Origin of the sequence: Streptomyces sp. cmx-4-9 (genome assembly GCF_046548835.1) — a bacterium.
Taxonomy (GTDB): Bacteria; Actinomycetota; Actinomycetes; order Streptomycetales; family Streptomycetaceae; genus Streptomyces.
In genome coordinates this window covers 597,827-618,121 of sequence record NZ_JAEBEE010000002.1, presented here as the reverse complement: position 1 = coordinate 618,121, position 20,295 = coordinate 597,827, and the positions used below count along the sequence as shown (strand labels likewise).

General features: G+C 74.4%; 17 protein-coding genes and 2 pseudogenes. 4 read left to right on the top strand and 15 right to left on the bottom strand.

Going from position 1 to position 20,295, the window contains the following annotated elements; genetic code table 11:
* From ACLJTM_RS08870 to ACLJTM_RS08825, 10 genes are all read right to left on the bottom strand, one after another.
* Positions 1–744 carry a hypothetical protein gene (locus tag ACLJTM_RS08870; protein WP_411102880.1) on the bottom strand — a complete coding sequence of 248 codons (744 nt, stop codon included), beginning with the start codon at positions 742–744 and terminating at the stop codon, positions 1–3.
* A 34-nt stretch (positions 745–778) separates the two neighbouring features.
* On the bottom strand, positions 779–1,654 hold the full coding sequence (locus tag ACLJTM_RS08865; protein ID WP_411102879.1) for a cytochrome c oxidase assembly protein: 876 nt from the start codon (positions 1,652–1,654) through the stop codon (positions 779–781).
* Positions 1,651–2,142, bottom strand: coding sequence for a DUF2243 domain-containing protein (locus ACLJTM_RS08860; protein WP_411102878.1), 492 nt, complete (start codon positions 2,140–2,142; stop codon positions 1,651–1,653). The genes ACLJTM_RS08865 and ACLJTM_RS08860 overlap by 4 nt, the downstream gene beginning before the upstream one ends.
* 138 nt (positions 2,143–2,280) lie before the next feature.
* On the bottom strand, positions 2,281–2,826 hold the full coding sequence (locus ACLJTM_RS08855) for a hypothetical protein (protein ID WP_411102877.1): 546 nt from the start codon (positions 2,824–2,826) through the stop codon (positions 2,281–2,283).
* 146 nt (positions 2,827–2,972) lie between these two features.
* Complete coding sequence (locus ACLJTM_RS08850) at positions 2,973–4,139, bottom strand: oxygenase MpaB family protein (RefSeq protein ID WP_411102876.1); 1,167 nt, start codon at positions 4,137–4,139, stop codon at positions 2,973–2,975.
* Between the two features lie 14 nt (positions 4,140–4,153).
* Positions 4,154–5,224, bottom strand: coding sequence for a polyprenyl synthetase family protein (locus tag ACLJTM_RS08845; RefSeq protein WP_411102875.1), 1,071 nt, complete (start codon positions 5,222–5,224; stop codon positions 4,154–4,156).
* Complete coding sequence (locus ACLJTM_RS08840) at positions 5,221–5,460, bottom strand: polyprenyl synthetase (RefSeq protein WP_411102874.1); 240 nt, start codon at positions 5,458–5,460, stop codon at positions 5,221–5,223. The genes ACLJTM_RS08845 and ACLJTM_RS08840 overlap by 4 nt, the downstream gene beginning before the upstream one ends.
* A 562-nt stretch (positions 5,461–6,022) precedes the next feature.
* Positions 6,023–6,928 carry a S41 family peptidase gene (locus ACLJTM_RS08835; protein ID WP_411102873.1) on the bottom strand — a complete coding sequence of 302 codons (906 nt, stop codon included), beginning with the start codon at positions 6,926–6,928 and terminating at the stop codon, positions 6,023–6,025.
* Positions 6,929–6,970: 42 nt separating this feature from the next.
* Positions 6,971–7,213 (bottom strand): hypothetical protein, encoded by a 243-nt coding sequence (locus ACLJTM_RS08830; protein WP_411102872.1) that lies wholly within the window; start codon positions 7,211–7,213, stop codon positions 6,971–6,973.
* Positions 7,214–7,498: 285 nt separating this feature from the next.
* Complete coding sequence (locus tag ACLJTM_RS08825) at positions 7,499–8,371, bottom strand: SigB/SigF/SigG family RNA polymerase sigma factor (RefSeq protein ID WP_411102871.1); 873 nt, start codon at positions 8,369–8,371, stop codon at positions 7,499–7,501.
* A 238-nt stretch (positions 8,372–8,609) separates the two neighbouring features.
* Here ACLJTM_RS08825 and ACLJTM_RS08820 point away from each other — a divergent pair.
* Positions 8,610–9,047, top strand: a pseudogene (locus ACLJTM_RS08820) (GNAT family N-acetyltransferase); the annotation flags it as partial.
* Here ACLJTM_RS08820 and ACLJTM_RS08815 read toward each other — a convergent pair.
* The 5 genes and pseudogenes from ACLJTM_RS08815 to ACLJTM_RS08795 form a co-directional block, all read right to left on the bottom strand.
* Positions 8,959–9,222: a hypothetical protein gene (locus ACLJTM_RS08815; RefSeq protein WP_411102870.1), complete on the bottom strand. Its 264-nt coding sequence runs from the start codon at positions 9,220–9,222 to the stop codon at positions 8,959–8,961. The pseudogene ACLJTM_RS08820 and the gene ACLJTM_RS08815 overlap by 89 nt on opposite strands.
* 196 nt (positions 9,223–9,418) lie before the next feature.
* Complete coding sequence (locus tag ACLJTM_RS08810) at positions 9,419–10,873, bottom strand: Ig-like domain-containing protein (protein WP_411102869.1); 1,455 nt, start codon at positions 10,871–10,873, stop codon at positions 9,419–9,421.
* A gap of 141 nt (positions 10,874–11,014) precedes the next feature.
* Positions 11,015–12,219 (bottom strand): annotated as a pseudogene (locus tag ACLJTM_RS08805) (anhydro-N-acetylmuramic acid kinase).
* Positions 12,216–13,583, bottom strand: coding sequence for an MFS transporter (locus ACLJTM_RS08800; RefSeq protein WP_411102868.1), 1,368 nt, complete (start codon positions 13,581–13,583; stop codon positions 12,216–12,218). The pseudogene ACLJTM_RS08805 and the gene ACLJTM_RS08800 overlap by 4 nt, the downstream one beginning before the upstream one ends.
* 974 nt (positions 13,584–14,557) lie before the next feature.
* Positions 14,558–15,217 carry a DUF2278 family protein gene (locus tag ACLJTM_RS08795; protein WP_411102867.1) on the bottom strand — a complete coding sequence of 220 codons (660 nt, stop codon included), beginning with the start codon at positions 15,215–15,217 and terminating at the stop codon, positions 14,558–14,560.
* 123 nt (positions 15,218–15,340) lie between these two features.
* Here ACLJTM_RS08795 and ACLJTM_RS08790 point away from each other — a divergent pair, with 123 nt between their 5' ends.
* The 3 genes from ACLJTM_RS08790 (at position 15,341) to ACLJTM_RS08780 (ending at position 20,273) form a co-directional block, all read left to right on the top strand.
* Positions 15,341–15,985, top strand: a complete 645-nt coding sequence (locus ACLJTM_RS08790; RefSeq protein WP_411102866.1) for a LysE family translocator — start codon at positions 15,341–15,343, stop codon at positions 15,983–15,985.
* A 417-nt stretch (positions 15,986–16,402) separates the two neighbouring features.
* Positions 16,403–17,794, top strand: coding sequence for an AMP-binding protein (locus ACLJTM_RS08785; protein ID WP_411103277.1), 1,392 nt, complete (start codon positions 16,403–16,405; stop codon positions 17,792–17,794).
* Between the two features lie 454 nt (positions 17,795–18,248).
* Complete coding sequence (locus tag ACLJTM_RS08780) at positions 18,249–20,273, top strand: RICIN domain-containing protein (RefSeq protein WP_411103276.1); 2,025 nt, start codon at positions 18,249–18,251, stop codon at positions 20,271–20,273.
* Positions 20,274–20,295 lie beyond the last annotated feature (22 nt).

The following is a 20,295-nucleotide window of genomic DNA, read 5'->3' as shown; positions in this document are numbered from 1 at the left end:
TCAGATCCCTCCCCCGGGCCGCGGGGTTCCGGTGGCCGGCGGGTTCGCCGGCGGGTAGGCCGGGGGCGCCGGTGTGACGTGCGGCGGCTGCGACTGGCCGTAGGTGTCGAGGGGGTCCTCGTACCCGGCGGGTATGCCGCTGCGGTCGGGCGCAGGGAGGCGGCCCGCTGCCGGGGCGCTGCTGCCGGTGACCGGACCGCCGGCGGGGGAAGTGCCGCCGCTGCCGGTGGTTTCCGAGGAGGCCGCGGCGCTGATGCCCTTGCCGGCTCGCGCGACGACGAAGCCGGCCAGGGCTGCTCCGGCGAGGAAGACGCCGGGGCGGCGCCGGGCGAAGCTCTGCAGGTCGCTGACCAGCCCGTCGGGGCCGCGGGTGTCCATGTGCGAGGCGACTTTGTGCCCGCCGTCGGCCAGCTGGCGGGCCACGTCGGCCATGGTGGAGTCGGGCTTGCCGTTCTCGCCCAGCTCGCGCAGCTCCTGCGAGAGCCGCCGTACGTTCTCCGCGAGGCGCTGTGTCTGCGTCTCGGCCTGGCCGGTCAGCTGCGTCCGCAGCTCTCCTACGAGGTCGCGGGCTTGCGCGGTGGCCTCACCGACGACGTTGGCAGCCTGTTCCTTGGCCGTCCCGCCTACTTCGGCAGCCTTGTCCCCGACCAGCGAAACGCTCTCGCCGGCCTTGTCCTGCACCGTGTGTGCTGCGGCCGTCGTCCTGCTCTCGTCCGGACGGCGCGCATTCTGGAAGTCACTCAAGGCTCCTCCTCCTGATGAATGGCGGTGATGCGTCTCACAGCACCGCCTGCCCTCCTTTCACCGCTTCACCCACCGATACCGGACTTGTTGTGTGCTGATCACACCGGGCAGGGGAGCCGAGCGGACGCCGCCGCCGGGCCCGGCCTGCCGCCCGGTACCAGGAAGCGGCCACGACGACCGCGAGTGCGGCTTCGACCAGGTCGCCGCCGTAGTACATGACCTGCGACGCGGCATGCAGGTCGGCGGGAGTGTACGCGGTGCCGGGGGGCGGCTTCGCGTACAGGGTCTTGGCGAGTACGGCGTGTGCGGCGCCGGCGCCGAACAGGGTCGCCCCGCGGACGCCGGCGCTCCAGCGGTGCCGTACGGGGTCGAGCTGGCAGAGCGCGAAGGTGTACAGCAGCCCGACGGCCAGGACGTGGGCGTGTACCAGTGCGTGCAGCCAGGGCTCGCGCAGCGCGGCGGCGAACAGGGGGGTGCGGTAGAGCAACCAGAGTCCGCCGAGGTCGAGGAGGGCGGTGAGCGGAGGAAAGAGCAGCCGGCCGGCAGGGCGCGAGCGGGCGAGACCCACCAGACCGCGGCGTACCGCGCCGGGAGGCAGGGCGCGCAGGGCCAGGCTGACGGGGCGGGCCAGGACGAGGAGGAGCGGCGCTGCCATGCCGGTGATCAGGTGCTGGTGCATGTGGGCGGTCAGCGGGGCGCCCGGCAGCGGTCCGGCCGCCGCCCAGGCGAGGGCGGCACTGCCGGCGAGGAATGCGGCGTCCCGCCACCAGGGCCAGACGTCTCCGCGCCGTCGCAGACGGCGTGCGGCCAGTACGTAGAGGGTGGCCGTCAGCAGGGCGCCCGCGGCGGGGACCATCTCGACGGGGCCGGGGCCGGGCGCGTATCCGGGATGAAGGTGCGCAAGGGTCACGAGGCGGGTTCCGTACGGCTCTCCCGTCCGGCGCGGACAGCCAGCGCGGCGCCGATGAGCAGCAGGAGGAGCCCGGCGATGTTCCAGGCCCAGTCGTAGGGCGTGACGTCCACGCGGTAGCGGATCTGGTGCAGGCGCAGGAGCTTGTGGTCCACGATCCCGTCGAACAGCTGGAAGGCCCCCAGGCCCAGGAGGAATCCTGCCCGGGCGTGCCGGGGGGCCAGGGCGCGGCGGCGGCGCAGATCGGCGTGGAGGAAGAAGCCGGCGACCAGGCCCAGCAGCTCGGCGGTGTGCAGCAGTCCGTCGGACAGCAGGCCGATGCCGGTGGTGGAGCGGTCGTAGAAGTGGTGCCAGTGCAGGATCTGGTGGAACACGATCTCGTCCACGGCGGCCATGACCGCTGCTCCGAGCAGTGCTCCGACGGCCAGCGACCGCCGGGGCAGCCGGTGCCGATCCTGTGGACCGGGCGCAGTCCGTTCCTGGCTCATCACAACAGTTCTCCCACCGGGCAGGGCGTCTTCGGACGCGGTGCATGTACCCGGTGCGGCCGTGCTGATCCCGGCGGGGGCCGCACTCGGGTGACCGCACCGGTCCCACGGGCCGGCGGCGTGCCGGGGTCCTGTACGTCAGAGGGCCGGGGCCGCGGGCAGGGTGGTGTCGCAGCCCGCTTCGGCCGCCGCGCGCCGGGCCGCCTCGCGGGCCAGCGCCGGCAGGGCTCCCGGCTCGCCGCGGTGTGCACCTTCGAACTCGGTGCCCGCGGTCACCAGCAGCGCGGTCACCCCGCCCGACCGGCCCGGATCGGCGCACCTGGCGGTCACCGTGACGGACCGGGCGGTGAACTCGAAGCGGCTGACGCCCGGTTCGGCGTCCTTGGACGCCACCACCCACAGCGAGAAGAACTCGTCCATGCGGTTCTCGCCCTCGAAGGTCACCTCCCGGCTGAGCAGGCACACCCGGTCCCCCGGCGATTCGGCTCCCACCGTCTTCCCCCTGCCCGCGAAGCGCATCAATGCGCCCGGGTCGACCAGCCCTTCGCAGGCCTCGGTGATGGCTGCCCGGCTGTCGGCGGGGCCGCCGAACCGGTCGTACACGAACCAACCGCCCGCCAGCGCGACGGCCAGCACCGCCAGCAGCCCCGTCGTGCCGATCCTTGCGACTCCGGTCCCGGCCATCCGTACTCCACCCCCCGTCGGCGTCCGCGCCCGTCCCCGGCACGGACTTCCTGACGGGAAGGGACGAGCCTGCGCCCGGAACGGTTCCTGGCGGAGCCCCTGGCCGGGCGGCCTCCCGAGGCGCAGGCCGCGGCTCCGCGCGGGCCCTACACGTGGCCGATGGTGGCCGGTGGCGGGGTCCAGCGGGCCTTGGGCGGGACGCTGGTGGTGACCCCGTAGTCGGCCTTGAGTTGTTCGGGGATGGCGTAGTGCATGACCCGTCCGCGGGTGAGTGAGGACAGTTCGAGGACGCTGGTCAGGGATCCGAGGCGGTCCAGGGCCCATGCCGCCAGCGGGGAGCGGTCCTCAAGGGATTCCAGCACGCCCAGCAGGGCGGGGGCCGCCTTGACGAGGGTGTCCCAGGAGGTGCGGGGCACCTGGAGCCAGTCGGCGCAGGTGTCGCCCATCAGGTAGCGGATGAGGGCCGGGACGACGGGGTCGAAGAGGGTGCCCGGTACGACCTCCTGGTAGAGGTCGATGAGCTGGCGGGTGAGGTTGGCGCCGTCCTCGCTCGGTCCCATGTGGCGGGTCATGTACAGGTCGGAGAACGCGCGGGCGTCCTGGAGCGTCTGCGGGGCCTGGGCCTGGTCCACGCCGAGGAGGGCGCCCACCACGCGCCAGGCGTAGTAGTAGGCGTCGGCGCCTTCGTTGCTCATGTGGATGCCGAGACGGTGCAGGGCGTCGAGAACCTGGATGGAGAACATCATCTGGCCGCCGATCATGTCTTCCTGACAGATCGGCGTGCCCAGGGCCGCGGTGTCCCAGCGGTCCTCGCGCCGGAGGTGGTGGCGGATGGAGGCGTGCAGGAGACGGACCTTCTGGGCCGCGGGGAGGAAGCGGCTGCCGGCTTCGAAGGCGTCGGGGCGCATGAGGTAGACGGTGAACTGGCCGGTCTCGGCCATGCGCTTGGACGGGTACTTCAGCGAGTGGGTGGCCGAGAGCAGTTTGGCGACGTGCGGAAGGACGTAGCAGGCGGGCATCGAGGCGAACGACAGGGCGGTGGAGATGTGCACGTTGTTGTCGATGAAGAACAGCCGGGCTTTCTCCATTTCGGACCAGTCGACCCAGTCGGGTGCCCTGCTGGTGGCGTGCAGGTACTCGCGGGCCACATCGGGCAGCCCTTCGGGGAGGTCCTGGCCGACCGTGGAGACGTAGCGCATGAGCGTGTTGAACGTGGCGACCTCGCCGCGCTCGAACAGGGTCGTCACGGTCGCGTCGGCGAGTTCGTCGCCTTGCGTGCGCAGGGCGTCCATGGAGGCCGGGGTGTACGTCATCGTCGCGCTCCGGGTCAGTGGGTACGAGTGGTGGCTTCGGCGGCCAGGGTGGTGAGGGCGCGGTGGGCTTCACCGGTCAGGTCGGCGGCGGCCAGGGCGTCATGGGCTTCGCGCTGCCGGGCGGTGATCATGTGCTCGATGCGGGTGACGGCGCCGGTGCGGCGGGCGATGTCCCGGACCCGTTGCACCTGCCGGTCGGTGAGGTCCTCCCGGCCGAGCAGGTCGTGGAGTTCACCGCGTTCGGCGGGGGTGGCGGAGTCCAGTGCGTGGGCCATCAGGACGGTCGGGCGGTTGCCGGTCACGTCGTCGGCCGGGTCCTTGCCGGTCTTCGCGGGGTCCCCGAACAGGCCCAGGAGGTCGTCGCGCAACTGGAAGGCCTCGCCCAGCGGAAGGCCGTAGTCGCTGTACGTTCGCAGGAGCCGCGGCGGGGCGCCGGCGAGGAGGCCGCCGATCTGCAGGGGGTGCTCAACGGTGTACTTGGCGGTCTTGTACCGGATCACCTTGACGGATGCCTCCGCGTCGGGGGCGCACCCGGTGCGCAGGATCTCCAGGCATTCCCCGGCCACCAGTTCGCGGGCCAGGACCGTCCACAGGGGCCGGGCGCGCTGGAGGAAGGCACCGGGCAGGCCGGAGCCGGCGAACAGCTGTCCGGCCATCGATATGAGCAGGTCCCCCACGAGCATGGCCAGGGCCGAGGCCCCGCCTCGCGCAGGGCCGCGGGCGGTGGCGCGGTCTGCGTCGTGGTCCGTGAGGGGTTCGCGCAAGGCGGTGTGCACGGTGGGGCGGCCGTGCCGGGTGCTGCTGCGGTCGATCAGGTCGTCGTGGACGACGGCGGCTGCGTGGACCAGTTCGATGGCGGCAGCGGCCCGTACCAGGGCGTCGCTGTCGGGCTGGCCGGCGCCGCGCCAGCCCCAGTAGCAGAAGGCGGCCCGCAGCCGTTTGCCGTGGCCGGTCGCGGCGTGCAGCTGGTCGCCGACCGGGCCGAGGGCCGTGTCGATGTCGGCCAGCGCTTGCGCTTCGGCGGCGACGAACCCGGCGAGAACCCGGTCGACGCGGTCTTTCAGGGGGGTGTGCTGGTCGGTCACGGGGTGGGGGTCTCCCGGGGGCGTGCGGCGACGACCGTGCGGGCCAGGACTTCCATGTGGGCCGGCGCCGTTCCCGCGTGCCGGTCGAGGAGGAGCCGGCCGCGGGCCTTGGTGTCCTCGTGGCCGTCGGCCACGAGATCTCCCAGGTCGGCGCGGCGCAGCAGGCCGACCGCGCTGCCGACCGCGCTGCTGATTCCGCTGAGGGCGAGGTCGGCGAGGCCGGCCACCAGGGCCACGGCTTCTTCGGCGGGGTTCGCCTCACGGCCACCGCGGCGGCCACGGCCGCCAGGGTCGCCAGGGTCGCCATCAGGGCCGGGGACGCCAGGGGGTGTCACAGACGGTCTCCTTCGGTGAGGGCGGTGCGATGGCCGGGCCCGGGAGCCGGGGGCATGCCGGGGGCCAGGAGCAGGGAGGCCCGCTCGAACACGCGGGTGCAGGGCGGCGGTTCGGGCCCCCGAGGCGGCCACTCGGTCGCCGGCGCCGCCCGCACCGGCCCTTCGGATGGGCGGGCTCGCCCGCCGACACCCGCACGGCGACCCGGTGACGCATGGATGTGCTCCCTGTGGTCTGTCTGCACCGCCCGGCAGCTGCCGGGCGGGGGCCACGAGGCGTGGACCAGGCACACCGGAAGACATCCCGCGTCCCCTGCGGCCCACAACGATCCACCAGTCGTCCGAGGCAGGGGAAGGGGCGCACAGGTGCCGGCCGGTGCAGAGGCAGGGCGCCCCGTGCGCGGGCGCGCAACCCGAAGCCGCGCAACCCCCCGTGCCGGCGCCCCCCTCGACGGCTGGGCCGGGGTCAGCCTGCCAGTCGGGCGAGGGCCAGGGCGTGAGCACGGTCGAGGGCGTCAGCGGCGGGGCAGGGGACGTCCGGCTGCACGCCGCCGCCCTCCCAGTTCGTTCCGGAGACGGGGTTGACGGCCCGGCCGACGGGGATGGTGGCTTCCAGGTGCGGGTGCACGGTCCAGCCCTGGCACGGGTGCGCACCGCCGCGGGTGGGCTCGCCGACGACCACGGCGCGGCCGAGCTGCTGGAGGTCGTAGGCCAGTTCCTCGGCGGCGGAGAAGCTGCTGCTGCCGGACAGCACGTACACCGGCTTGCTGCCGCCGAAGCGCGCGCCGGGGACGTGCGGCAGGCTCCAGGACTGCTCGCTGCGCTCGCCGCCGCGCCAGTGCATGGTGTTGAGATGGGTGCGCTCGTCGAGCAGGTAGCTGCTGACGAAGGCGACCGTGTCCGGGTCGCCGCCCCGGTTGGCGCGCAGGTCGATGATCAGCGCTCGGGCTCGGGAGGCCAGGGTCAGCGCGGCGCTCAGCGGTTCGGCGGCCCACTCCAGCGGGAACAGCATCGGCGCCAGTTCCACCACGGCGATCGCGCCGTCGAGCAGTTCCACCCGGGGGGCGCCGCCCAGCGAGGTGTCGAAGTCCCGGCGCATGGCGTCCAGGGTGGCCGCCCCCCGCTTCGGGGGCACCGGGTCGACGTGGTGCTTCAGCCGCAGATGCCTGTCCCCGTTGACGGACTGCAGGTCCTCGGTGACCAGACGGGCGAGTTCCTCGGCGTCGCCCACGTCGTAGGCGCCCTCGGCGAGGCGCCCGTGCAGCAGGCCGGTGAGTTGCTCGGCCACCTCCGGGAAAACGTAGTGCTCGGTGAGCAGCCGGACTGTCTCGTCGATGACCGGGGCAGGCTGAAACGTCGTCAGAGTCGTCATGGCACGGAGTAGAGCACTGCCCTCGGGAACGCATCAACGCCTTTACACGCCGCTCGACCTGCCTGATCGGCCGCGCAGGGGTGCCTTGCGGGTCTTCATCCCGGTGGCGATGAGCGCCAGCCCCGCGGCGATGACGCCCAGGTACGCGGGGGAAGGGAGGTCGACGACCTTGTGCAGCCAGCCCCACTCCGTGCCGAAGAAGGTCTGGGAGGCGTAGCTGACGAGCCCTTGCGCTCCGACGACGTAGCCGATGCTCTCGACGGTGTATCCGATGGTTGTTCGCACGGAGCAACTCTCTCCCGGCGGCGCCGCACGATCGTCCTCCCCAGGGCCGACTGCGCAGTAGGCCGAAGGATGCAGTCGCTCGCGGGCTGCGTCCGGGTATGGCGCCCCCGTGCCGCACCCCGGTGCCGCACCCCGGTACGGCGTCCCGCCGCGGCGGACGGGCGGACGGGCGGTCGGGGGCCGGCGCCCCCACTTCCGGCCCCGGCCCCGGCCCCGGCCCCGCGTCGGAACGGCGGGGCCTCGCCGGAGGTTCCGCCCGCCGCCGGAGCCGCGGCCCGTCCTCCGTCAGGAGGCGAGCATGCCCTCGCGGAGGCGGGTGAGGGTGCGGGACAGGAGGCGGGAGACCTGCATCTGGGAGATGCCCAGGCGCTCGCCGATCTGGGCCTGCGTCATCTCCTGGCCGAAGCGCATCTGCAGGATCAGCCGCTCCCGGCCTTCCAGCCGTTCCAGCAGCGGGGCGAGGGTGTGGAGGTCCTCGAAGAGCTCCATCGCGGAGTCGTCCTCGCCCAGCACTTCCGCCAGGGGCCGGGGGCTGTTGTCGCCGTCGTCGGCCTCGGTGTCGAGGGACTGGCTCGAGTGGCCGGCTGCGGCGACCAGGCCTTCCACCACCTCGTCCTCGGACAGCTCCAGGTGGGCGGCGAGCTCCTTGACCGTGGGAGACCGGTCGAGGACCGCACTGAGCTCCTCCTTGCCCTGCGCGAGGCGCATCCGCAGCTCCTGCAGGCGCCGCGGGACGTGCACCGCCCACGAGGTGTCGCGGAAGTGCCGTTTGATCTCCCCGGTGATGTACGGGAGGGCCAGGGTGGTGAACTCGTTGCCGAGGGAGGGGTCGAAGCGGTCGATGGCCTTGATCAGGCCGATGGTCCCGACCTGGATGACGTCCTCGATGTCCGTGCCGTCGGTGCGGTTGCGGAAGCGGCGGGCGGCGAACTGGACCAGGGACAGGTTCATCTCGATCAGCGTGTTGCGGACGTACTGGCGCTCCGGAGTGCCCTCTTCCAGCGTGCGCAGCCGCTCGAAGAAGACCTTCGACAGGGCGCGGGCATCGCCCGGAGCGACCTCAGTGGCGTTGACGACCTGCGGCAGAGGTGAGGGTGCGACCGGCTCCACGGTGTCCTGCGACGTGTCGGCCGACCGCTGCGTGGCGAGGATGTTCACTCTCAACTCCCTGAGGTGCTCTGCCGTGGAGCGGTGCGCAGAAGCGTCCCCACCACGGCGTCCTGTGTGGCTGCGCACAGAGCATCACCCCTCACCCCCACACCCGTCAAGCAATACGTGAAAACAATTTCCTATGTGTCGTGCAGCGGTGGTGACCGGCCGCATGGCATCGGGCCATGCCGCACCTCGGACCGCTCTGCCCCGACCACGCGCCGGCCCTCCTGGAGTTCGAGCAGCGCACCTGCTGGTGGACGACTCCGGCGAGATCCTCGGGCGGGTCAACCTGGTGGACGCGGCCGGCGGTTCGGCCGAGCTCGGCTACCGGATCGCCGAGGAGGCCGCGGGGCGCGGACCGGCCACGGCCGCCGTCCGGGAGGCCTGCGGGCTCGTGGTGACCGCGTACGGCCTGACCGGGCTGCGGGCCGAGACCACGCTCGACAACGCCGCCTCCCGCGCCGTGCTGGCCCGTACGGCTTTCACCCCGGTCGGGGAGACCGTGCTCGACGGCCGTCCGGGCCTCCGCTTCACCCGGGACCTCAGGCGCGGCGGGCCCGGGGGGCGGGCTGCGCCGGCCGGCCGCGGGCAACTCAGTCCTGGTGGCCGTCCGCCGCCGCGGAGGGGGGCATCCAGCCGCGGACCTGGTCCCGGATCTCGTTGCGGTGCACCTCGTACATGAGCCGGGCGTCGTCACTGGGCAGGGCGCCCGTGTCGAGCCCGCACGTGCAGGTCACCGTGGTCGCACCGGTGGTGGCCCGCCCGGACGGCGACGGATCGGCGCCGTGCTGCGGGTCGGGGTCGGCGCCGTGGTTCTCGAAGCGGAGGTTGTGGCGGAAGGGCTGCTGCTCACTCATGACCCCATCATCCCCGCACTGACGTGCCCGCTCCGCGCTCCGGCGCGCCCGGCCCCGCGGCCGGGCCCGCCGGGTGGCGCAGCAGCGGCCGAATGGCCGTCGGCGCCGGGCGTACGGCTCCCCCGGACCGGCCTTCCGGGCAGGTGCCGCGCCGGGGCCCGCACAGTGCGGCTCGGAGTCCGGCCGCCCGGTGTGCTCAGGTCGTGGGGTGCAGCCGGGTCGGGGCGGACCCCGCCTCCTGCGGGGTCGTGTCCGCGGAGCCGAGGGCGCTGCCCGCCAGCCAGGTCCGCCAGTCCAGGTTCCAGTCGCCGAAGCCGTTGTCGAAGGGGGCCATCTCCTCGCCGCCGCTGTTGACCACTTCGACGACGTCCCCTTCGCGGACCGTGTCGAAGAACCAGGCCGCGTCCTCGGTGCTCATGCCCGTGCAGCCGTGGCTGACGTTCTCCTCGCCCTGCGACTCCACCGACCAGGGCGCCGCGTGGACGTACTCGCCGCTCCAGGTGACCCGCGTCGCCCACAGCACGGGCAGGTCGTAGAACTCCTTGGTGCCGCGCTGGATCCCGACGGTGTCCCCGCGCATCCGAACCTTGGGCTCCTTGCCGAGCACGACCTTGATGCCGCTGCGGGTGAGGAAGCCCGCCTTGCCGGTGGTGACCGGGATCGTCCTGATGACGCGTCCGTTGCGGCGTACGGTCATCTCGTGGGCGGCGGAGTCGGTGACGGCCTCGATCCGGTCCCCGACGGTGAACTCCACGGGTTCCGAGGGGCCGCCGTACGCGTGGTCGCCGATCCGGACCCCGTCGAGGCCGCTGTGGACGCGGACCACGGTGTGCGCGGGCCAGTACGTGCGCGGCCGGAAGTGCAGCGTCGAATCGTCCACCCAGTGCCAGGCGCCCTCGACCTGCGGCTCCGAGGTCACCTCCAGTGCCTGTTCCAGGCGGGCCCGCGCCGCCGGGTCGCCGGCGGGCACCGGACGGCTGAGGGCCGCCGTCACGATCTGGCCGGCGCCGTACGTTCCCGGCCTCGGCCCGAACTCGGCCGTCAGCCTGCTCCCCGGCTCGGGCGGCGCGGTCCTGAACGCCATGGTCACGCCCACCGGGCGGCCCGCCGGGTCCTGTGCGCCGACCTGCACGGTGTAGCTCTCCCCCGCGCGCAGGGGTTCGGTGTTCAGCCAGCGCCCGCCGTCCCGGCCGAGGTGCCCGGCCAGGTGCCGGCCGCGCCCGTCGCGCACGGTCACGTCGGTGAGGTGCCCGGGATCCGCCAGGGTGATCTCCAGCGGCCCGCGGGCGTCCGTGGGCAGCGCCCCGGTACGGGCGGCCCGGCCGGCTCCGTCCACGTGCGGCTCCGGGACGAAGGAGCCGACGCCCCGGGCCGTGGCCAGCACCCGCTGCTCCCGCCAGGCGCCGCACAGTGCGGGCCCGAACGTGCCCGCCGTACAGCGGCCGGTGGGCGAGGCGTGGCCCTCGTCCACCGCCCGGCCGACGAGCAGCGTCAGGGCGGCCTCCGGCGGTCCGCCGGACGGCCGCGGGGGCGCGCCGTGCGCGGGGGCGCTGCCCGGCGCAGCGGCGACGGCCAGCATGGCCCCGGCCACGGCGGCTGCGACGCCCCACTTCTTGGTCGGTTGTGTCCATTGCGCCCGTGACGTGGTCACGTAGCCCTCCCAGATCTCACACGGCCCGATGGCAGCAGTAGAACGATCGGGAGCCGAAATGATGATCATGAACTCGGAATTACGGCCGAACGGGCACCCGAAGAGAACTCGTACGGAGCAGCGCCGGGCCCCGGGCGCCGCTCACCCGCCCGCATCCCCGCCGGCCGGCGGCGGCCCGACGACCAGGGAGCGCGGCGGCCGGGCGGGCGCGGACGGCAGCCGCAGAGGACCGCGGCCGGGGGTGAGGCAGCCGAGGACGCGCGGCCCCCGGGCCCCCGTGCAGCCGGGCAGGTTGCCGGGGAGGCCGTGCAGGGTGAGGAAGCCGAGGACGGCGAAGGCGTAGGCCTCTTTGGCGGCCACGGGCAGCCCCAGCGCGTCAGAGGTCAGCAGCCGGGTTCCGGCGGCGAGTTCCTCCCGGAGCATCGCCATCAGCACCGGATTGCGGGTGCCGCCGCCGGAGGCGACGACCTCGGTGGCGCCGAGCGGACGCAGGGCCTCGGCGACGGTCCGGGCGGTGAGCCGGGTCAGGGTGGCGAGGACGTCCTGCGGGGCGGCGCTCTCGAGCCGGCCAGCGCGGTGCGCAGGTAGCCGCGGTGGAACAGTTCCTTGCCGGTCGTCTTGGGGGCGGGCAGCCGGTAGTAGGGCTCGGCCAGCAGGCGCCGGAGCAGCGGTTCGAGGACCCGGCCGGCGGCGGCCAGGGCGCCGTCCTCGTCGTAGCCGAGGCGGCCGGAGGTCAGATCGTGCACCGCGGCGTCGAGCAGGGCGTTGCCCGGGCCGGTGTCGAAGGCCACGGGCCCGCCGGCGGCGGGCAGGGCGGTGAGGTTGGCGATCCCGCCGATGTTCAGGGCGGCCGGTACGCCGGGCCGTCCGCGCAGGAGCATCAGGTCGACCAGGGCCACCAACGGGGCGCCCTGACCGCCGGCGGCGACGTCCGCGGGGCGGAAGTCGGCGACGACGGGACGGCCGGAGGCCTCGGCGATCCAGGCCGGCCGGCCCAGCTGGAGGGTGCCGTACACCTGCCCGCCGTCCGCCCAGTGGTAGACGGTCTGCCCGTGTGAGGCAAGCAACTCGGCCCGGCCTGAACAGAGTTCGCGGTCGGCCAGGACGGCGAGACGGGCGAAGGCCTGGCCGATGAGCGTGTCGAGCCGGCACACCTCGGCCAGGGTGGTGGGGGCGGGCGGCAGCGCAGCGGCCAGAGCCCGTCGCAGGGGTTCCTCGTAGGGCGCGCTGACCATGCCGAGCGGGCGCAGGCGCAGGACGTCGCCGTCCTGCTCGAAGGTCAGGTCGGCCGCGGCGGCGTCGACCGCGTCGTACGAGGTGCCCGACATGAGTCCGATGACCTTCATCGCAGGGGCTCCCGGTGGCCGTTGCCGCGCAGGCTCGCGAGGGCGACCGCGCTCAGGGCGCAGGCGCCGGCCGCGTAGTACGCGGGAACGTCCGGATTGCCGGTGCTCGCGACCAGGGCCGTGACGACCAGGCCGGCGCAGCCGGAGAACGCCGCATTGGCCAGGGCGTAGGCGACGCCGAGCCCGGTGCAGCGCACCCGCGCCGGGAACATCTCGGCCAGCATGGCGGGCCCCGGGCCGGCGAGGAGCCCGACCGCGGCGCCTGCGCCGAGGACGGCGGCGGCCCGGGCGGCCGGCGGGGTGGCGGGGTCCTGCAGCAGGTCGAGGAGGGGCAGGGCGAGCACGGTGACGGCGAGGGCGCCGCCGAGCATGACGGGGCGCCGGCCGATCCGGTCGCTGAGCGCTCCGGCGGGCAGGATCGTGGCGGCGAAGCCGAGGTTGGCGAGGGCGGTGGCGGCCATGGCTTCCCGGAAGGATGCGCCGAGCGTGGACTGGAGGTAGGAGGGCAGCACCACGAGGAAGGTGTACCCGGCTGCCGACCAGCCCATGATCCGCCCGACGCCGAGGACGACGGCACGGGCGACCGGACCCGCTCCGACGGGAACGCAAACGGAGCCCCCGGGACCGGGACCCGTACCGGGGCCGGGTGGTGGCGCAGGGGGTTCCGGCAGGCCGGTGCGCAGCCACAGCGCGGCCAGGCCCAGCGGAAGGGCCAGCAGGAACGGGATCCGCCAGCCCCAGGCGTACAGATCCTGCGGGGGGAGCAGGGTGGCCACCAGGGTGGCGGTGCCGGCGCCGCAGAGCAGGCCGAGGGCGAGGGTGAACGACTGCCAGGCGCCGTGGCGGCCGCGGCGGCCGGGTGGCGCGTGCTCGGTCATCAGGGCCACGGCGCCGCCGAACTCCCCTCCGGCGGACAGGCCTTGCAGAATGCGCAGCAGGGTGAGCAGCCAGGGTGCGGCCGGGCCCAGTTGGGCCTGGGTGGGCAGAAGGCCGATCAGGGTGGTGGCCAGCGTCATGAGGCTGACGACTGCGACGAGGGCGGTACGGCGGCCGGCGCGGTCGCCGAGGCGGCCGAAGAGCACGGCTCCGACGGGGCGGAAGAAGAAGGCCAGGGCGAAGGAGGCGTAGGTGGCCACCAGCGGTCCGGCCCCGCCGCCGCCCGTACCGGTTCCGCTGCCGGCGGCGGGGGTGAAGAAGTGGGCGGCGATGACCGTGGCGAAGCAGCCGTAGACGCCGAACTCGTACCACTCGACGAGGTTGCCGACGGACCCGGCGAGCAGGGCGCGGTGCGGACGGCCGCGGACGGGGACGGGGACGGGGCCGGGGCCGGGCGGGTCGTCGGCGCGCAGCGCGAGAGGGGTCACGCGTGCTGGGTGCCCGGTCGGCGGCCACGGAATGCGCCGGGACGGCGCGGTTCAGCAGATCGGCGTCGGCCGGCCACCAAGCCGGGCCCACCGGGTGGGATCGCGCCCGCCACACCGAGCACCCGCCGGGCCGGGCGGCCGGGCCGGGGGCCGGGGGCCGTCAGGCCGGGGGGCCGAGCCGGGGGCCGGGCCGGGGGGCCGTCAGGCCGGGCCGGGTGGCCGTCAGGCCCGGCGGCCGCCAGGCCGGGCGGCCGTCAGGCCGGGCGGCCGTCAAGCCCGGCGGTCATCAGGCCCAGCGGCCGAGCCGGCTGGCCGGGCCGAGAGGCCGTCAGGCCGGGCGGCCGGGCCGGGGGCAGTCAGGCCGGGCCGGGGGCCGTCAGGCCGGGGGCCGTCAGGCCGGGGGGCCGGGCCGGGCGGCCGGGCCGGGCGGCCGGGCCGGGCGGCCGGGCCGGGCGGCCGCCAGGCCGGGCGGCCGGGCCGGGTAGCCGCCAGGCCGGGCGGCCGGGCCGGGTAGCCGCCAGGCCGGGCGGCCGGGCTTGGGTAGCCGTCAGGCCCGGTGGCCGTCAAGCGCGGCGCCCATCAAGCCCGGCGGCCGGGCCGGGTAGCCGTCAAGCCCGGTGGCCGGGCTGGGTAACCGTCAAGCCGGGCGGCCGTCAAGCCCGGCCCCCGTCAGACCCGGCGGCCAAGCCCGGCGCCCGTCAGGCCCGGTGGCCGAACCGGGTAGCCGCCCGGCCAAGCCGGGTAGCCGTCAGGCCCGGTGGCCGTCAAGCCCGGTGGCCGAACCGGGTAGCCGCCCGGCCGGGCCGGGTAGCCGTCAGCCCGGGCGGCCGTGCCCGGTGGCCGTCAGACCCGGTGGCGGGCCGGGTGATCGTCAAGCCCGGCGGCCAGGCCGGCTGGCCGTCAAGCCCGGCGCCCGTCAGACCCTGCGGCCGAACCGGGTAGCCGTCAGCCCGGGCGGCCGAGCCGGGCGGCCGTCAGGCTGGGTGGCCGTTGGTGTCCGTCTGGTCGGCCTGGTCGGAGAACGCGCTCACGAAGACGTCGTAGCGGCCGTCGGGGCGACGGGTGAGGACGGCCCCGTCCTGCCAAATTCCGTTCTGCGTCCACCACGGGCTGCCGGGCGGATCGCCCTGGTTCTGGTGGATGTCGCGCATGCCGGGCCCCTGGCCATAGGGCCGGCCGAAGACCAGGATGCGCCGGCCCGGTACGAGGACGGCCTCCACGGCCCCGGTGGCGTCGAGGGGCGAGCCGCCGACCCAGGGCCGGGGCGGGCTCAGCCGGTCGCGGAGGTGCTGCAGCCAGGCCGGCGGGCGGCGCGGGAAGAGGCGGCCGGGGCGGTCGACCAGGGCCGGGTGCCGTAGGAGGTCGAGGGCGCCCGAGCCCGAGCTCGTCGCGAGCCGGTGGTAGCCCGGCGGGAGCGCGGGCACCGGTTCGAGCACGGACGCGGCCAGGGTGAACACCTTCCACCGGATTCCGACGGAGGGCTCCGCGCTGTCCACGTCCACGGCGCAGTGGTGGCGTCCCTCGGGCGCGTCCACCTCGAAGCGGACGCGGGACCAGCGCCCCAGAGCGTCGGGCTGGTCGCGGTCACGGCGGTGCAGGGTCCCGGACAGCACACCGTAGTCATCGAGCGGCATACCCCGAGTCAACCCCACCCCCGCCCTGCACACCAACGCCGCCGCTCCTGCACCACACCGGGCGACGCACACCGGGGAAAATGGGGCTGCGGGGCGGGGCGCCGGCCGTGTTACATGGGCGTCATGGTGTCCACCGACCGCTTCCTGGCCTTCGCCGCCATGTCCTTCCTGCTGATCATGGTTCCCGGGCCGAGCGTGCTCTTCGTGATCGGCCGGGCGCTGGCGCACGGGCGCCGGGCCGCGCTGACCACCGTGGTCGGCAACACCCTCGGGGCGTACGTGCTGGTCGTGGCGGTGGCCCTGGGGGTGGGCACCGTCGTGGAGCGCTCGGTCCTCGTCTTCACGGCCCTCAAGCTGCTGGGCGCCGCGTACCTGGTGTATCTGGGGGTCAAGGCCGTACGGGGACGCGGGGAGTTGCACGCCGCCGCGTTCGGCGGCGGAGGCGGCCCGCGCCACGGCGGTCTGCGGACGCTGGCGGACGGCTTCGCGGTGGGCGTGGCCAACCCGAAGACCATGGTGTTCTTCGCCGCCGTGCTCCCCCAGTTCGTCGATCGCGGTCAGGGGCACGTGACCGTGCAGATGCTGCTGCTCGGCCTGGTCTTCAATGCGATTGCGCTGGTGTCGGACAGTGCGTGGGGTCTGGTCGCGGCCACCACCCGCACGTGGTTCGCCCGCTCGCCCCGCCGCCTGGCGATGGTCGGCGGCGCGGGCGGCGTCACCCTGATCGGCCTGGGCGTGACGGTCGCCGCGACCGGCCGCTCGGAGTAGGCCCTCTCCTGCGCCGTCCGGGAGGCCGGTCGGGTTCCTGTCCGGGTCGCCTGCGTTCGGGCTGGTCAGCGGCGCCTCTTGGGCTTTCCGATGATCGCGGTCGGCGGCCGTGGTGGGGACAGCACATGGTGCACCGCCAAGCCGGCGGCTTGGATGGTCCAGGTCAGAGCGGGGACGTCGCCGTGCCGGGCAGCGGGGGACGGCGTGGGACGGCGGGGCGCCGCCGCGGCGCACCGCGCGCCCGGCCGGCTCCGCGAACCGCCCACCGCGGGCCGCCCAGCGCGGGCGGGCGGGCCGCGGGCCGCGGCTGCCCTCCGGACCCCGCACCGTCCCGGGCGCCGCAGCCGCCCGGCCGCAGCGCCGGTCCGCCGCCGTACGGGTCCGACCCCCCTGGGCCGGAGGAAGTGAGTGACACCGATGCCGGAGGGCTCCACACCCTGGCCGCAGGAGTTCGTCGACCGCTACTGGGCGGCCGGGCACTGGCGGGGCAACACCCTGGACAACCTGCTGCGCGACTGGGCCCTGCAGTACGGCCCGCGAACGGCACTCGTGCACGGCGACACCCGCCTCACGTACGCGCACCTGAACCGGCGCGTGGACCGGATGGCAGCCGGGTTCCGGCTGCGCGGACTGCGTCCCGGGCAGCGGGCCGTCGTCCAGCTGCCGAACGTCCCCGAGTTCGTGGTCACCGTCTTCGCCCTGATGCGCGCCGGCCTGGTCCCCGCCCTGTGCCCGGTCACGTACCGCGCCCCCGAGGTGTCCCACCTCGTTCGGGTGACGCAGGCCGTCGCCTACGTCGGTCCGGCGACCTACCAGGGCTTCGACCACATCGCGATGGCGGCGGACATCTCCGCTCAAGGGCCCTTCCTGCGCCGGGTGTTCCCCTTGGAGGCGCCGGGCACCTCGTCCCCGTACGGCGGGTTCACCACCGACCCGTCGGGCTGCCACTACTTCCCGCTGGGCTCCGTCGACTCCCCGCCGGACAGGGCGCTCGCGCAGAGGGCCGACCAGGTGGCGTTCCTCCTGCCCTCCGACGGCCCTGCAGGAGCGCCCCGGCTCATCCCGCGCACTCACGACGACTACGCCTACCAGGCGCGGGCCGCTGCCGAGCTGGTGTCGCTCACCGAGGACGACGTGTACCTGGCGGCGCTGCCGGCCGCCTCCAATTTCGCCTTCGGGTGCCCCGGCATCGTCGGCACGCTGTCGGTCGGCGGCGCCGTCGTCCTCGTCGAGGACGCGGGGGCCGCCGCCTGCCGGGAGGCGGTCGGGCGCGCGCAGGTCACCCTCACGTCGGTGGAGCCCGGCGTCATCCGGCGGTGGCTCGATGCGCTGCCCGCCGCCGGCGCCGGTCCGGGCACCCTGCGGCTCGTGCAGGTCGGCGGCGCGTCCGCTCCCCTGGACCGGGCGACCGCCGGACGGGTGGGGCCCGAACTGGGCTGCCGTCTGCAGCAGGTCCACGGCACGGTCGAGGGGGTGCTCACGCTGACCCGGCCCGCCGATCCCGACGAGCGCGTGCTCGGTTCACAGGGCCGACCGCTTTCCCCGGACGACGAGATCGCCCTGGTGGGCGCCGACGGCCGGGAGGTGCCCGAAGGGGAGACGGGCGAACTGCTCGCCCGGGGCCCGTACGTCCCGCGAGGCTCCTACCGCGCACCCGGCCACGATGCCCATTCCTTCACCGCCGACGGCTACCTGCGCACCGGCGTGCTCGCGCGCCGCACCCCCGCGGGGGACCTGGTGGTCACCGGCCGCGTCGGGGACCAGGGGCGGCGGACCGCCGGCGTCCAGGACGGTCCGCCGGCGTCCTGAGGGGAGTGGCGCTGCCCTGCCCCGCCCTGCGCTGCCCTGCCCCGCCCTGCCCTGCCCCGCGCTGCCTGCCCCTGCCTGCGGCTGCCGGAGCGCGCGATTCCTCACGGGTCGTAACGGAGGCAATTCGACAGGTAGTAATTAGGTGAATCCTCGACTGAATTCCCGTCAATAAGCCGGCGACCCTTATCTCGATTTGATAACGACTGCCCCGAAAAGGCCTGGACCATTAACACGCTACGCGCATAACTCCCGCGCGGATAAACCTTTTTGACGGTTCGTCAAAAAACGTCGACAGGTAACGGAACGATTTCTCGAAGCCCGAGCCTCTTTGTCCGAATTCTCCGCGGCGTACGTCTGGCAGGCTTCCGCGCACCCAGTCTTCCGATCACGCTTTGAGGTGCCCATGACAGGACGACGCAGACGCCGTGAACACCGGCGCAGACCCAGGCGGTTGATGCTCCTGACGGCCGCCATGGCCTCGGCGGCGGTTCTGGCCGCCGGCATCGCCTACTCCGGCCTCGGCGACGAAGCCGGCGCGGCGGCTCCTGCCCTGGCCGCCGGAGCCCCCGCGGAGGCCGCCGCCCCCGCCTCCGCGCCCGCCCGGGACCAGGACCCCGAGCCCCTCTCCGACGCGCCCGCCAACGAGGACGCGCGCGGCATGGTCTACGACGGCCTCAAGGCCGCGCCGAAGGGCGACCCCTGCACCGGGGTGTACCGCACCGACGCCGGCCACTGCACCCACGGGCCCGACGCCCCGCCGAGCGGCGTCGACATCAAGAAGGACATACCCCCGGCCGTCAAGTCCACTGCCCCGGCTGCGGATCCGGCCAAGCCCGCCGCCGAGGACCCGGCCGCCGCGCAGGAGGGCGGGCGTCCTCAGGACACGCCCGCCGCCGACGCCGAGGCCGCCCGGTCCGCCGCCGCCCCCGCCCCCGCAGCCTCGGCGGGCAGCCAGGCCGTCGCGGCCGGCCCGGCCGGGCAGACCGTCCAGTGCGACGGCGACGGCAGCACCGGCAACCGCGTCCAGGTCGTGTACGTCCACGGGCCCGGCCGCGACCGCTACTCCGAGTACGTCGCCTCGTTCCGCAAGTGGGCCGCCGACGCCGACGTCATCTACGCGGCGAGCGCCCAGGAAACCGGCGGCGTACGGTACATCCGCTACGTGACGGCCGCCGACTGCACGCCGACCGTGCTCAACATCGAGCTCCCGGACTCCGCCCTGGCCGAGTTCAGTGCGACCAACCGGGCGCTCGCCGGCAAGGGCCTCGACCGCCGGGACCGCAAGTACATGATCTTCGCGGACACCCAGGTCTACTGCGGCATCGGCACCTTCGCCGGTGACGAGCGGCCCGGCCAGGCCAACCAGAGCAACTTCGGCCCGTCCTACGGGCGTACGGACTCCGGCTGCTGGGGCGGCCACACCGCCGCGCACGAACTCGGGCACAACCTGGGCGCCGTGAACAACAGCGCGCCCAACACCAGTCTGGGCGCCCACTGCACCGACGAATACGACGTCATGTGCTACTCGGACAGCCCGAACTACCCGAAGATGCGCAACGTCTGCACCAACCAGGCCGCCGAGAACATCCTGGACTGCAACCACGACGACTACTTCCACACCAGCCCGAAGGCAGGAAGCTATCTGGCCACGCACTGGAACATCGCCGACAACCAGTTCCTGATGCGGAACAAGGGCGGCGGCGGAACCGACCCCGGCCCGAACCCGGATCCGACGCCGAGCCCGACCAAGAAGCCGACGCCGACCCCGACGCCGACCAAGAAGCCCGGCGGCGGACCGGCCGTCACCACGAGCCAGATCCAGCCCGACTCCGTCGTGGTGAGCTGGCCGAAGGCCGAAGGCGCCGCCTGGTACCAGGTGATGCTCGGCGGCAAGCACCTGACCTGGGTGCAGTCCCCGGTGCTGCGCATCTACAACCTCCGGCCCGACACCGCCTACACCGTCGCCGTCTCCGTCCGCGACGGCTCCGGCCGGGACAGCGGACCGGGCAAGGCCACCTCGTTCCGCACCGCGCGGGCGGGCGGCGGCACGACGACCGCCGGGACCCGCTACGTGCTCGGCAACGGCAGCACCGGCATGGCCGCCGAGCTGTGGGGCGGCCGTACCGCCGACGGCACGGTGCTCGTCGGCTCCCGGGCCAACGGCTACGCCCAGCAGCAGTGGTTCTTCGACGACGCGGGCAGCGGGCAGGTCCGCATCCGGTCGGCGGCCTCGGGCAAGTGCCTGCAGCCGGGCGGCACTCCCGCGGCGGGCATGTGGGTCGCCCAGCAGCCGTGCGGCAGCAACGGCGCGCAGGCCTGGCGGCTGACGACCCGCGGCAGCACGGTGACCGTGACGGATCCGGGGGGCGGCTTCGCCCTCACGGTGAGCAGCCGCCCGTACTACGGGACCTGGCTGCTCGACCTCCAGCGTGCGGACGGGCGTCCGACGCAGGCCTGGACGCTCCAGAAGACGGGCTGAACCCGGCGGAGCGGGCCGCCGG